This window comes from Streptomyces sp. NBC_01216, assembly GCF_035994945.1.
Taxonomy (GTDB): Bacteria; Actinomycetota; Actinomycetes; order Streptomycetales; family Streptomycetaceae; genus Streptomyces.
This window is the reverse complement of sequence record NZ_CP108677.1, coordinates 6,891,624-6,905,372: the sequence shown is the minus strand read 5'-3', so window position 1 is coordinate 6,905,372 and position 13,749 is coordinate 6,891,624. Positions and strand designations below refer to the sequence as shown.

The 13,749-nt window shown below is 72.3% G+C and carries 12 protein-coding genes; 7 read left to right on the top strand and 5 right to left on the bottom strand.

All coding sequences use genetic code 11. The features are described from left to right. Positions 1-374 precede the first annotated feature (374 nt). The 4 genes from OG393_RS31325 (at position 375) to OG393_RS31310 (ending at position 3,038) form a co-directional block, all read left to right on the top strand. Entirely contained in the window at positions 375-767 is a 393-nt protein-coding gene (locus tag OG393_RS31325; RefSeq protein ID WP_327378076.1) for a VOC family protein, read from the top strand. 246 nt (positions 768-1,013) lie between these two features. After that, on the top strand, positions 1,014-1,457 hold the full coding sequence (locus OG393_RS31320; RefSeq protein WP_327378075.1) for an SPW repeat protein: 444 nt from the start codon (positions 1,014-1,016) through the stop codon (positions 1,455-1,457). A 234-nt stretch (positions 1,458-1,691) separates the two neighbouring features. Then, positions 1,692-2,045, top strand: coding sequence for a DUF805 domain-containing protein (locus tag OG393_RS31315; protein WP_327378073.1), 354 nt, complete (start codon positions 1,692-1,694; stop codon positions 2,043-2,045). 414 nt (positions 2,046-2,459) lie between these two features. Beyond that, entirely contained in the window at positions 2,460-3,038 is a 579-nt protein-coding gene (locus tag OG393_RS31310) for a YdeI/OmpD-associated family protein (RefSeq protein WP_327378072.1), read from the top strand. A 32-nt stretch (positions 3,039-3,070) separates the two neighbouring features. Here OG393_RS31310 and OG393_RS31305 read toward each other — a convergent pair whose 3' ends face one another. Then, positions 3,071-3,583, bottom strand: coding sequence for a GNAT family N-acetyltransferase (locus OG393_RS31305; protein ID WP_327378071.1), 513 nt, complete (start codon positions 3,581-3,583; stop codon positions 3,071-3,073). A gap of 70 nt (positions 3,584-3,653) precedes the next feature. Beyond that, on the bottom strand, positions 3,654-5,531 hold the full coding sequence (locus OG393_RS31300; RefSeq protein WP_327378070.1) for a hypothetical protein: 1,878 nt from the start codon (positions 5,529-5,531) through the stop codon (positions 3,654-3,656). A 197-nt stretch (positions 5,532-5,728) separates the two neighbouring features. Here OG393_RS31300 and OG393_RS31295 point away from each other — a divergent pair, with 197 nt between their 5' ends. Further along, positions 5,729-7,168, top strand: a complete 1,440-nt coding sequence (locus OG393_RS31295) for a PP2C family protein-serine/threonine phosphatase (protein ID WP_327378069.1) — start codon at positions 5,729-5,731, stop codon at positions 7,166-7,168. Between the two features lie 237 nt (positions 7,169-7,405). Here OG393_RS31295 and OG393_RS31290 read toward each other — a convergent pair whose 3' ends face one another. Beyond that, positions 7,406-8,899 (bottom strand): DNA-binding protein NsdB, encoded by a 1,494-nt coding sequence (locus tag OG393_RS31290; protein WP_327378068.1) that lies wholly within the window; start codon positions 8,897-8,899, stop codon positions 7,406-7,408. A gap of 234 nt (positions 8,900-9,133) precedes the next feature. Between OG393_RS31290 and OG393_RS31285 the strand changes: the two genes are divergently transcribed. Beyond that, positions 9,134-10,258 carry an aminoglycoside phosphotransferase family protein gene (locus tag OG393_RS31285; protein WP_327378067.1) on the top strand — a complete coding sequence of 375 codons (1,125 nt, stop codon included), beginning with the start codon at positions 9,134-9,136 and terminating at the stop codon, positions 10,256-10,258. Between the two features lie 310 nt (positions 10,259-10,568). Next, positions 10,569-12,767 (top strand): terpene synthase family protein, encoded by a 2,199-nt coding sequence (locus tag OG393_RS31280; protein WP_327378066.1) that lies wholly within the window; start codon positions 10,569-10,571, stop codon positions 12,765-12,767. Positions 12,768-12,814: 47 nt separating this feature from the next. On the opposite strand, the gene OG393_RS31275 is transcribed toward OG393_RS31280, so the two are convergent. Together OG393_RS31275 and OG393_RS31270 are read right to left on the bottom strand one after the other, a co-directional pair. Further along, entirely contained in the window at positions 12,815-13,180 is a 366-nt protein-coding gene (locus OG393_RS31275; protein ID WP_327378064.1) for an RNA-binding S4 domain-containing protein, read from the bottom strand. 16 nt (positions 13,181-13,196) lie between these two features. Next, complete coding sequence (locus OG393_RS31270) at positions 13,197-13,697, bottom strand: hypothetical protein (protein WP_327378063.1); 501 nt, start codon at positions 13,695-13,697, stop codon at positions 13,197-13,199. Positions 13,698-13,749 lie beyond the last annotated feature (52 nt).

The window sequence follows — 13,749 nt, the reverse complement described above, 5'->3', positions numbered from 1 at the left end:
CCGGCGGTGGGTGGGACATGAGCATCCCCGAGGCCACTTCCCAGGCTACGCCGGGATGCCGGGCCCGTCCCGTCGGCAGCGCGCCAGGCCCGTCCCGCACGATTGCACGGCGCGACAATCGGCGGATAGCATGATCGTCATGACTGCCGGGTCGGCCGTGAGCCGTGATCGAACAGGGCACCCGGCCGTGTCGTGACCGCCGCGGGGCGGGCCCGAGGCCCCCCGTCCGCCCTCCGTGCGTGCCGTGTCCGCACGCGAGGGCCCCGGCCCGGGAAACAGGTCCGGTGGGCTTCCCGATCCTGAAGACATCCCGTGTGCGCCGGAGGTGGGCCTCCGGGCCGGCCCGGCGCATGCCGTTCGAAAGGCCCTCCCTGATGTCCGTCACGCTCGACCACACCGTCGTGCACGCCCGTGACAAGCACCGGTCAGCGCTGTTCCTCGCCACGATCCTGGGCGTGGAGGTCGGCGCCCCCTTCGGCCCGTTCGTACCCCTGGACCTCGCCAACCGGGTGACCCTCGACTTCTACGAGGATCCGGAACTCACCCTCGTCCCCCAGCACTTCGCCTTCCTGGTGCCGGAGGGGGATTTCGACACCATGATCGCCCGGCTGGAGGCGGCCGGGGTGACGTACTTCGCGGATCCGCACCACACCGAGGCGGGCCGGGTGAACCACCTCTTCGGCGGCCGGGGCGCCTACTTCGCCGACCCGGACGGACACAACATGGAGATCATCACTCACCGGTACACGCGCCCCGCCGCGGGCTGAGAGTTCCCGGGAGAAGGCGGGCGTCGGTCGGCGTACGGAACGGCCGGCGCCCGGCGGGGACGGGGCCGGAGCGCCGTGAACCGTCCCCCGCTTTGGCGGTTCCCCTCATATTCGGCGGCCACATTCTGTACGGATCCCATACCGGACAGACCTACACATAAAGACCAAATAAGCGCACAATGAAACCGCGGTGCACTTACCGCAAGCGCGGACTGACGCGCACGACGCCAGAAGGAGGCGAGTCGCATGGCCGACGTCTCTCACCGTCCTGGTGATATCTCGGGACACCCCGACGCATCGGAAATGCGCGAGCGCTACTCACGTGTACTCCAGACCCGAGGTGTCGCGGCGGTCGAAGAGCTGGTGATCCTCGCCGGCATCTACGCCGCGGTCTCCGCATGGACGGTTCACTTCGCAGCCGCCAAACCCGAACTCGCGATCAGCAACCTCATCGTCGGCATCGCCCTCGCCGGCCTGGGCCTGTGCATGTCGATGGCCCCCGCCCGCTCCCAGGACCTGAACTTCGTCGTCCTGCTGCTCGGCGCGTGGCTCATCGTCTCGCCCTGGGTGGTCTCCCGGGACGCCGGCACCGGCGCGATCCTGAGCAACGTCATCACCGGCGCGTGCGTCTGTCTCTTCGCCCTCACGGCGGGCGGCCTCCTCATGAGCAAGTCGGGCAAGTCGGGCTGACGACCGGAAACCTCTCCCCCCGCGGCGCCGCATCCTCTCCGCGAGGAGGCGGCGCCCCTCTCCGCGCGGATTCGCCCCACCCTCGACGCTCTACGCAAAACGGCGCACACCATGCCTCAACGGCCACCACTAGGTAACGAATTGACCCACGCAGTTTCGGCCACATAAGTTCTGCGTAAGCTTGCTCCACAGGGACAGGCTCCCGCTCGCATTCCCAGTCCTTGGGGGGACAAAGTGAACTGGTACCTCGACGTTCTCAAGAAGTACGCGGTATTCAGCGGCCGTGCGCGCCGCAAGGAATTCTGGATGTTCGTGCTGTTCAGCTTCATCGCCTCGGTCGTCCTGTCGATCGTCGACAGCGCGATCGGCATGCAGCTGCTGGGCACCATCTACTTCCTGGCGATCCTCATCCCGAGCCTGGCGGTCACCGCCCGTCGCCTGCACGACACGGGCCGCTCGGGCTGGTGGATGCTCATCGGTCTGATCCCGCTCGTCGGCTTCATCGTCCTCGTGGTGTTCTGCGCGAGCGAAGGTGACCAGCAGGAGAACGCCCACGGACCGAACCCGAAGTTGGCCCCGGCGTACTGACGTCACTCGCGCGAAGCCCCCGGAAGGAATCCTTCCGGGGGCTTCCCGCGTTCCCGGCCGACGCCTTCGGCGGGTCCGTGCGGCGACGGGCCCGGTCCCGCCTTTCCCCCGCCCTGCGCACCGGCGGCCGGAATTCGCCCCCATGTGCCGACCAGGACGGCCGGGCCCCGGTAGGCGACGAGGCCGCCGACGAGGGTGGTGCGCCGAACTCCAGCCCACCGCACGGCCTCGCTCCCCGGGATCGGCCCGCCTCCTCCGCCGGCCACCGCATCTCCGCCCGAGCCCCGTTCGCGGCCTACCGGAGCGTCTGGAGCGGCCCGTTGACGAGAAGTCACGACCGGGCGCGGACCCGTGTGAATAGATTGGTGATCAGCCGTTCCGACGATGCACGACGAACAGAGGGGGACTCGTCCCGTGGAGCAGTACGAGGGGCTCGAACTCATCACCGCCACGAAGGCCGAAGAGCTGGAGGCGTGGCTGGAAAGCCACCATGCCGACACGCCCGGCGTCTGGCTGCGGATCGCCAAGAAGGGCAAGGGGGGCGAGTCGCTGACGATTCCGGAAGTGCTCGACTGCATGCTCTGCTATGGCTGGATCGACGCGACCCGCAAGGGCGGTGACGGGGTCTACTACTTCCAGAAGTACACTCCGCGCCGGGCACGGAGCCTGTGGTCGATGGTGAACGTCCGCAAGGTCGAGGCGCTCGAGGCGGCGGGCCGGATGCGCGGACCGGGGCTCAGGGAGGTCCAGGCGGCGAAGGACGACGGGCGCTGGTCCTCGGCCTACCCCTCCCAGGCCGAGGCGACCGTGCCGGACGACCTGGCGGCCGCGCTGGCGGCGGACGAGCGGGCGCGGACCTTCTACGAGACGCTCGGCAGGACGGACCAGTACATGGTGATCCTGCGCCTGTGGCAGGCACGCACGCCGAAGGGCCGGGCGGACCGCCTGGAGCGGATGGTGGCACGTCTCGCGGCGGGCGAGAAGGTGCGCTGAAAGAGCCGCGAGGGAGCGGGACCCACCGGTCGTCAGACTCGCCTGCGGTAGAGCACCTGGTGGGCGTCGAACTCCACGAAGGACTTGGCATGGGTCAGACCGACGGCTTCCAGGAGCCGTCGCGACCGGTGGTTCGCCTCCTGTGTCACCGCCACGACCCCGGGCGTGTCCTCCAGCGCCCGGGCCACGGCGGCGGCGACCGCCTCCCGGGCGTACCCCTGCCCCCAGTGCTCGGGTAGGAACTGGTAGGAGACCTCGGTCTCCCCGTTCCGCGCTTCCGGCTCCACGGTCACCAGCCCGAGCAACGCTCCGTCCGCGGCCCGCACGACCGCGTGGACACCCGGCGCGCCGACGACGCGCCGCTGCCGGATCCGTACGACCTGCGCGGCGACGGGTCCGCCCAGGTGCCGCCGCACCTCGGGGTCGGTCCACAGCCGCGTGACGGCCGGCACGTCGCCGGAACGGACCGGCCGCAGCAGCAACCGCTCGGTGACGACGGTCGCCGTGGCGCGGTGTTCCGCGGCCGACGCGGAGGAGGTAGCCATACCCCGATCATGGCAGCCGCACCGGAACACCGGGGCGGTGCGGGACCTTTCGAACCCTCGCGAGGGGGCGTCAGCGCAGCCTGCGCCGGATCGCCGCCAGCGCGCCGGCCTTCCGGCCGGGGACGAGTTCGCGCAGTTCGACGAGCGCGGGCGCCGCCTCCCGTGCCCGGAGCATGTCCTCGATCTGCTCCCACTGGTGATGCGCACGGTCGACGGCGCCCTCCACGTCGGGGTCCTCCGGCCCCTGGCGCAGCTCCAGGCGGGCCCGGGCAGCGGTGATCCACAGCTCGCAGCTGCGGGCGGGATCGCCGGCGAGCCGCGCGAGATCGGCCCGCACCTCCATCCAGTGCACCGCTTCCTGTGAGCGCGCCCCGCAGCGGCGCAGCGCCTCCTGCTCCCATGCCGCCGCCACCGCCACCGCCTCCCCGTGCCGGCCCGCCTGCGCCGCGGCGAGGATCGCGGGGTGCGGGTCGTACGCGGCGGGGGCGGCCGGCTGCCGGGCGACCGCCGGACGCGCTCCGGTGGTGGGGGGCCCCGGCGGCCCGGCGGGGCGCCCGCTGATGTCGGCCCGACGCCCCGCCGGACCGGCCGGGGACATCGGGACGGCAGGCGAATCCGTTCCCGGGGACGCGGACACGGGGTAGGGCGGGCGCGGGGGTGCCGACGGCGCGGGCGGAACGGGTACGGACACCGGCGGGGACGGCGGCCGGGCCGTGGAACCCCCGGGTGCGGAGGTCACCGGTCCGGACGGGACGGGTGGCGTCGGCGGCCGCGGCACGGGCGTGGGCTCCGCCGCCGCGACCGGCGTCCCGGGGCCGCGGGCACCGGACCCGTCTCCGGCCGAGCCGTCCGCGGCCTCCACCGGCCCCGGGGCACCGTCCGACTCCATGGGTCCGGCCTCCGGCGCGGCGCCCGACGGGCGTCCGGAGCGCGGCACGCGCAGGGCGGTCAGCGGAGCCGCGCCCTGGGCCGACCCCGGCGCGGCAGCCGTGCCGGCCGGTTCCCCGGGGGCGGGCCGGCCGGTGTCCGGCGGGCAGGCGGGACCGGTGCCGTGACGGGGTGTCCGGGGAGCGCTCCGGAGGATCGCGGTGGGCGGTGCCTCCAGGAGTGTGAAGGACCCGTGCGGCGAGGCCGAGGCGGCCCGGGGGCGCCCGGTGCCGCCGTCCGCCGGCCCGTTCCCCGCCGGGGACGTCACGCCGGCCGTCAGGGGGGGCCGTCCCGGGTCCGGCACTCCGGCCACCCGGCCCGGCGCGGCGGCAGGGAGCGGACCCGGAGCCGACGCGGGCGGTCGCGCCGGTGGTCCGCCGGGCGTGAGCAGCAGCACGTCCGGCTCGGCCGTCCGGGCCGCCGCCTCCTCGTGGAGCGTGGCGAGCGAGGGCCGGGCGCCCGTGCGCCAGATCGTCGCGAAGGCGCGGAGGTATTCCGGCGTGACCGGCCCGCCGCGCCGCGGTGCCGGGACGACACGCCCGTAGAGCAGCGGGCCGGAGCCGATCCCGAGGAGGCCGGGCGTGTCGCGGAGCCGCCGCCACAGGTCCGCCTCCGCGACCAGGTCCACCACCACGGTCGTCGTGCCCGGCCGCCGTGCGGCGAGTTCGCCGGCGAGCCAGTGCCACGGCAGCCCGGTGTAGCGCAGGGTGGTGGCGGTGGTCCGGGCCAGTGCCAGGTGGGGCAGATGCTGGCGGCGGTCGAGGTGGAGCTGGCCCGCCAGGTAGACCGCCAGCGGCCCCGGCGACATCGCCGCGGTGCGAAGCCGGGTCAGCACGGTCTGCGGGTCCAGCGGGTCGGCCAGTTCCACGACCGTCGCCGTCTTTGTGCCGGTCAGCGCGCCGGGCGGTACCGCCGCCAGCGCGGGCAGCACCGACGCCGCGTCCACCGCCCGTCCGCGTCCCGCCGGCGCCGCCGCCAGCAGCAGCGCCGTTCCCACCTCGTGCACCTCGTTGCTCGCCACAGCAGCACCGTAACCTTCCTACGGGCACGTACCGTTACTCCGGCGACGGCCGATACCCGGCGGGCCTCCGGCATATGCCCTCAGCACCACCGTATCGAGTGTCGCCAAATCGCTTACGGCCTCTCGTCGCCTGTGCAACAGTCTTTACCGGGCCTTGTTCCACATTCGGTCGCGCCGCGCCTGTATCGGAGTACGACATGCCGTCCCCTCTCTTCGCGGATCGTCCCGCCCACCCGCCGGAGCCCGGCACCGTGGACGCGTTGATCTCACAGACGCGCCGTCTGCGCGGAGACGTGGACGCCGTACGCCGGGACTCCGTCCTGGACGAGGACGACCCGCAGAACCGCTGGCAGCGCGCGCTGTGCGATCTGGCCGTGCATCAACTCGACGACCTCGGCGCCCATCTCGACCAGCTCCGGGCCGGTCTGCCCGACGACCCTCCGGCCACGCCCGGGGCCGCGTACGGCGGTGGCGCTCCCCGCGTCGCGCGGGCCCGTGCCGGTTCGCTGCTCAGCCGGGTCGGCAGCGCCGAGTGGAACCTGCTGACCGACGAGGTCAGCTGGTCGCCGGAGCTGTACCAGATCTTCGGCCGCACGCAGGAGAGCGGCCCGATGTCGCTCGACGAACTTCCGTCCCTGGTCTTCGCCGAGGACGAATCCGTCCTCCAGGCGATGGTGACCGACTGTCTCATCGACGGAAAACCGATCGACGGCGAGTTCCGGATCGTTCGCACCGACGGCCGGGTACGCACACTGCACATGACGGGGGAGCCCGTCCTCGACGCCGACGGGTGCACCGCCTCCATGTGGGCCGTGTTACGCGACGTCAGCGAGTTGCGCCGCAGCGAGCGCGCGGTCCGCGAATCCCGCGACTCCCTCCGGCACCGACGCCATCTGGAGCACACCGAGCGGCGTGTCGCCGTCGAGCTGCAGGAGGCCGTACTCCCGCCGTGGCGCGGTTCGCTGAGCTTCGCCCATGACGGTCCCGGGGCGCCGCTCGACGTGTCCGGACACTACCTGCCGGCGGCGAGCACCGGTCTGATCGGCGGCGACTGGTACGACGCGCTGGCGCTTCCCGACGGGGACGCGCTGCTGACGGTCGGTGACCTCACGGGGCACGGCGTGTCGGCCACGTCCGCCATGGCGATGCTCCTCGGCGCGCTGCGTGGCATGGCCGTCGCCGGGATTCGTCCGGGGGCGCTGATGGAACACCTCAACCGCCTGCTCGAGACCTCCGGGCAGCCGGCGCTGGGCAGCGCGATGTGCTGCCGCTATGACCCGTCGCGCCAAGTGCTCTCCTGGGCGCAGGCGGGGCACCCCGCCCCGCTGCTCTTCCGCGACGGGACGGGGCGGGTACTGCCCCGGCCGGACGGCGTGCTGCTCGGCGCGACGACCGGAGCCTCCTACGGGGAGGCCGACATCCGGCTGCTCCCGGGAGACCTTCTCCTGCTGCACACCGACGGGTTGACCCGCGGCAGTCATCCGGACGATTCGGGTACGCGGCGTCTGCTGGAGCTGGCGCCCCGGCTGGCGGAAGCCCGGGACGCGCAGGACTGCGTACGGTCGGTGGTCGAGTCGTTCGGCGAGACGCCGCGCGAGGACGACGCCTGTGTGATGGCGGTCAGGGTCGGCGGGTAGGGGCCGACGGCGGGCGAGCGTGCCCTGCGGTGGAGTCGACACCTGGTCGCACGGGCATCGGGCGTCTCGCTGTCGGCGACCGTGGACACGACACCGTCGGGGCCACGTCGGGCACGGGCGGCGAAGCCGCGGTCGGCAGGGGCGGCAATCCGCCTTGGACCCTCGGCCGGAGCGTGCGCGTCCATCGAGGCCGGCCGTGCGGTGGGCCTGTGCCCGCCGTGCGTGCCATGGCCGTCGTCAGATCGTGCGGGCCCCCGGCTTTCCGTCGGTGGGTGTGGGCAGGGCGAGGGCGATCTCCTCTCGCAGGTCCTCGATCTTCGAGTAGCCGGCGTACTGGCCGGTCAGCCGGTACATCTCGCGCAGCCGGTCCCAGGTGCGGTGTGAGGAGGTGTCCCCCATCGACACCAGGGCGAGCCGGGCGTAACGGTCGGCCTGCTCCGGGTCGTCGGCGATGAAGCAGGCCGAGGCGAGCGAGATGTAGTCGAAGAGCTTCGAGCGGTTGTGGCCGTTGCGCCGGAGTTCGAGCGCCAGCTTGGCGTGGCGCTGCGCCGGTACGGCGGCGGCGGGGTCGTGTTCCGCGAGGGTGCGGTAGGCCAGGGCCTGCATGCCGTGCATGTCGGCGTCGTCGAAGTTCTGCATCCAGCTCGGCGGCGGCACGCTCGCCTTGTCCGAGACGAAGAGGTCCTCGGCCTCACCGAGGGTGCGGCGCATGGCCTGGCCCTTGCCCATGGACGCCTGGGCCCATGCCTCGATGGTGTGGAGCATCGCCTGGGTACGCGGCAGCACCTCGTCGCCCGAACCGGACTTGGCCAGTTTCATCAGGTCGAGCGCGTCGTCGGGCCGGCCGAGGTGGAGCATCTGCCGGGCGGCCCGGGACAGCGCTTCCCCGGCCCGCGGCCGGTCGCCGCCCTCGCGTGCCGCGTGAGCCGCGATCACGAAGTACTTCTGGGCGGTCGGTTCGAGGCCGACGTCGTGGGACATCCAGCCGGCGAGCACCGCCAGGTTGGCGGCGACGCCCCAGAGACGACGCTGGAGGTGGTCGGGGTGGTGGTAGGCGAGCATGCCGCCCACCTCGTTGAGCTGGCCCACGACGGCCTTGCGCTGGAGTCCGCCCCCGCGCGCCGCGTCCCAGGCCCGGAAGACCTCGACCGAGCGCTCCAGCGCCTCGATCTCCTGGGAGCCGATGGGCGCTGCCTCGTAGCGGTCGAACCCGGCGGGGTCGGCGTGCGGGGGATCGGCCCGGCGGGGGGCGGCGGACGGACGTGCGGGGTCGGTGTGCAGCCAGTCGTGCATGGCGCTGGTGAGTACGGAGCCGGCGGCGAGCGCGGCTCCCGCGCCCACCATGCCGCGTCGGTTGAGCATGAGGTCCATTCCCGTGAATTCGGTGAGGACCGCTGCCGTACGCTCGGGCGCCCAGGGCAGCCCGTCAGGGTTGTCGGTCTTCCTGACGTTCTGCCGTCTCCCGGCACCACCGCGTCGTACGAACCCGAGGTCCTCGATGGTCACGACACGGCCGAGTCGCTCGGTGAACAGCGCTGCCAGCACCCGGGGAACCGGATCGCGAGGGGTTTCCCCCAGGTCGATCCACCGCCGCACCCGGGAGGTGTCGGTCGCCAGCTGTGGGTGGCCCATGGCCGCCGCCTGCCGGTTCACCAGCCTCGCGAGTTCGCCCTTTGACCAGCCGGCGAGACCGAAGAGGTCTGCCAGGCGGGTGTTGGTCTGTCCGGTCACGTCTAAGCCCCCAGGTTCTCGGCTGAGTTGACAGTAGCCCGGTGTCATAGGGCTGGCGACTATTCGCCAGGGTTCGCCAGGGTGCGCCCGATGTTCCGCCACCCGCGCCCGGGTGTCGGGTAGGAACGCGCCACCCCGCCCCGGCAACCGGCCCACATTCCCCAGGGTGCGGCCCGGAGGCCGGGCGGGGCGACGCACGCAACTCGTCGGCACACGAAGGGATCTGTCTCCTCCATGTACACAGCATCGTCCTCCGTGTCCGCACCGCCCCGGCCGCAGCACCGCAGCGTGCCGGTCGGCAGCGGACCATATCTCGCCCCCGTCACACAGCCCGGCCGGGTCCGGCGCTGGGCGGGGAGTGCCGCCCAGCCGCTCAGCGGGCGGATCGACTTCTCGGGCCCGCAGGGCACGCAGTTGAGGATGGCGATCGCGTCCGTCCACCGGATCTGTCCGGAGTTCAACCCCGTTCAGGTACTGCGGCGCAGTGGTCGCTCCGTCCTCATCGTGGGGACGACCGGCCGGACGACGGCGGTCGCCAAGTGCTTACTTGACCACTCCCCCGCGTGGGTCGAGCGGTTCCGGCACGAGATAGCCGCCTACCGTTCCTTCGTCCGGCACCGCCCGCCGGTACGGACACCGCGGCTGATCGCCGCGGACCCGGAGAACTGCACCCTGGTGATCGAGCGGATGCCCGGACGGGCGGCGGCGCTGGCCCGCCACCCGGTGGAGGCACCGCCCCGGTCCGACGTCCGCGCGGCGCTCGGCGCGGTGGCGCGGCTCAACGCCTGGCGTCCCCCGGCCGGTACCTTCGACGCGCCGCTCGACTATGCCGCGCGGATCGCGCGCCATCACGAACTGGGACTGTTCACCGACCGGGACCGTGACGACCTGCAAAAGCTGCTGCACGGCCTGGCGCACGCCGGCGGCCGCCAGGGCATGGGACAGTTCTGCCACGGCGACGCGCTGCTGTCCAACGTCCTCCTCTCTCCCACGGGACCGGTCCTGGTCGACTGGGAGCACGCCGGCTGGTACCTGCCGGGGTACGACCTGGCGACTGTGTGGGCCGTGCTCGGCGACGCCCCGGCGGCGCGCCGTCAGATCAGCCAGCTCGCGCAGCAGGCCGGACCGGCGTCTCGGGACGCGTTCCTGGTGAACCTGATGATCGTGCTGACCCGGGAGATCCGTACCTACGAGACGGCGGTGCAGCGCACCATCAGGGAGGCGCCGCCGGCCGGTTCGGTACCGGTGCCGTCCGGCGCGGTCTCGCCCGGTGAGGAGCAGCGGCGGCTGTTGCGACGGCTGCACGACGACTGCGCCCTGGCTCGGCGTGCGGTGCGTGCCGCCGTCGGCACCCGCTGAGCGGTCCGTCCCCCGGGCGAGTGCCACGTCGCACCGGTGTTCGACACTGGCGGGCACCGGGCGGCGCGGCGCCGGCCGGACCGCCGCGAGATCCGGTCCGGCCGCCGGTCACCTCGGCATACGCCGCTGACGTGCGGGTTTCCCCGGGCTCAGGCGGAGACACCCGCGCCCGGGAGGGGTGTCGACGAAGGACTGATCCACCGACACCCGTCGGCGTTGATATGACTAATTTCGGGACGGCGTGGGTCGTCCGGGCGACGGGTAATGCTGGGCCGGACATCCCCCGCACTCACCGGAAGGCCCCACACGCATGGCTCAGCCCTTCGTTCTGCCGGATTTCTATGTTCCGTATCCGGCACGGCTCAACCCCCATGTGGAGGAGGCTCGTTCGCACACCCGGGCGTGGGCACGGAAGATGGGGATGCTGGAGGGATCCGGCGTCTGGGAGGAGCACGATCTCGAATCCCACGACTACGCGCTGCTGTGTTCCTACACCCACCCGGACTGCGACGCCGCGGCTCTGTCGCTCGTGACGGACTGGTACACCTGGGTCTTCTTCTTCGACGACCACTTCCTGGAGGTGTTCAAGCGCACCCAGGACCGGCCGGGCGGCAAGGTCTACCTGGACCGGTTGCCGATGTTCATGCCGATGGACCCGGCCGCGGCGACACCCGAGCCCGCCAATCCGGTGGAAGCCGGGCTCGCGGACCTCTGGCGGCGCACGGTGCCGGCCATGTCCCCGGCCTGGCGGGAACGGTTCGCCGAGTCCACGGAGGCGCTGCTGTACGAGTCCCTCTGGGAACTCGACAACATCAACGAGGGGCGCGTCGCCAATCCCGTCGAGTACATCGAGATGCGTCGCAAGGTGGGCGGTGCCCCCTGGTCGGCGGGGCTCGTGGAGTACGCGGCGGGTGCCGAGGTCCCCGAGCGGGTGGCCGCCAGCCGTCCGCTGCTCGTGCTGCGGGACGCGTTCTCGGACGCCGTGCACCTGCGCAACGACCTGTTCTCGTACCAGCGCGAGGTCGAGGACGAGGGGGAGAACAGCAACGGCGTCCTCGTCCTGGAGAGGTTCCTCGGCTGCACGACCCAGGAGGCGGCCGAGGCCGTCAACGACCTGCTGACCTCGCGTCTACAGCAGTTCGAGAACACCGCGCTCACCGAAGTGCCCGGCCTCTGCCTGGAGAAGGGTCTGAGCCCCGAGGAGTGCGCGGCGGTGGCGGCCTACGCCAAGGGTCTCCAGGACTGGCAGTCCGGCGGTCACGAGTGGCATCTGCGCTCCAGCCGCTACATGAACGAGGGCCTCGCGGCCGGGCCTTCGCGACGGGACGGCGTGATCGGCACCTCGGCCCTCGACGTCCGGACGCTGTTCGGACGCCCCGCGGCCTCACGCACCCGCGCCTTCACCCATCAGCCGCACCAGCGGGTGGGGGCCTCCCTGCTGCCCGCGTTCGACCTGCCGTACGCCCTGTCGCTCAGCCCGCACCACCGGGAGGCACTGCGACGCTCGGTGGACTGGGCGGAACGGATGGGGCTGCTGGAGGACATCTGGGACCGGCCGATGCTGGAGGGCTTCGACTTCGCGCTCTGCTCGGCGGGGCTCGACCCGGATGCCACGCCGGAGGAGCTGGAGCTCAGCGCCGAGTGGCTGACCTGGGGGACCTACGGCGACGACTACTACCCGCTCGTGTTCGGACGACCCCGCGACCTCGTCGGCGCCAAGACGTGCACCGAGCGGCTCAAGTCCTGTATGCCGGTGGACGAACCGGCGACCGGGCCGGCACTCGCCGTCGGTCCGATGGAGCGGGCACTGGCCGACCTGTGGGCGCGGACGGCCGGACCGATGGGCCCGGCGGCACGCGGCCAGCTGCGCGAGGCGATGGACCGGATGCTGGACAGCTGGATGTGGGAGCTGCACAACCAGGCCCAGCACCGGGTGCCGGATCCGGTGGACTACATCGAGATGCGCCGCCGGACCTTCGGTTCGGACCTGACGATGCTGCTGTGCCGGCTGCGGCACGGCAGCACACTGGATCCCGCGGTCTACCGCACGGGCACGGTCCGGAGTCTGGAGAACGCGGCCGCGGACTACGCGACACTCCTCAACGACCTCTTCTCGTACCAGAAGGAGATCGAGGTCGAGGGCGAGGTGCACAACGGGGTACTGGTGCTCCAGAAGTTCTTCGACTGCGACTACCCCACCGCCGTGGCGATGGTCGACGATCTGATGCGGGGCCGACTGCGCCAGTTCGAGCATGTGAAGGAGCACGAAGTACCCAGGCTGTTCGAGGACTTCGCTCTGGACGCGGAGGGCAGGGCGGCCTTCGGCGCCTATCTGCGGGAGTTGGAGGACTGGCTGGCCGGGATTCTCAACTGGCACCGGAAGGTGCGCCGTTACGCCGAGGAGGATCTGCACGGGGGGAGCGGTTCGGCGCTGCTGCGCCGGGGGCCCACCGGGCTCGGCACCTCGGCGGCACGGCTGGCGTCACTCCTCGGCTCCGCCGCGCGCTGACCCTGGGAGGGGTCGCCTCCGGCGAGCCGGGGGCGACCCACGGTCCGCTACGGGCGGAGTCCGCGCAGCTGGTCGAGCTCCCGGCGCTCCCGTTTGGTGGGCCGGCCGGCACCACGGTCGCGGACCGCGGCGAGCGCTACGTGCTCGCGCGGGGGCGGCGGGGGGCTGTTGTCGGCGTACGCCTCCGCCGCCACCGGGGGGCCGACCCTCTTGGTGTGGAGTTCCTTGACCTCGACGATCCGTTCACGCCCGCCGTGGAGGATCCGGACCTCGTCGCCGGGTTTGACGGCCTGCGCGGGCTTGGCGCGTTCACCGTTGACCTTCACGTGGCCGGCGCGGCAGGCCGCGGCGGCCTGGGACCGGGTCTTGGTGAGGCGGACGGCCCAGATCCAGCTGTCGACGCGTGCGCTCATCGGCCCCCGCCTCCCGTCAGCCCTGCTGGAACAGCTCGGCGGGCAGCGGCTTCAACAGCGCGTACAGGTCGTCCGTGATCGGGCGGTCCCAACTCGCGATCGTCACCAGGACGTTGTCGCTGCGGTCGAACTGGACACAGGCGATCCGGCTTTCGGAGAGCTTGAGCCGACGCACGATCAGCAGGTTGTCCCCCTGCATGACCGGCATGTCCTCGGCGTCGAGGACCTCGACCGGCTCGTCGTTCTCCAGGGCGGCGAGGAGCTGGGCGACCTCGAAGGGGATCTGCCCGTCGTCGAGCTCGCGCGCCGGGGAGCCCTCCGGGAGGTTGCCGATGATCATCGCGGGGCCCCGGCCGCCGAACAGGTCGTAGCGGAGGAACACGCCCTGACAGGTCCCGTCGGGGGCGGGCAGCAGACCGGCGCCGAGATTGCCGGGCCAGTCGCCCGGGTCCATGGCCAGGACGTCGAAGTCCGGGCCCGCGGGTGTGGCGGCGCTACGGCGGCGGAGGAAGGACATACGGCCATGGTACGTGCCCCGGCGCGGCGTGCGGCGCGCCGGGGCGAGTCGG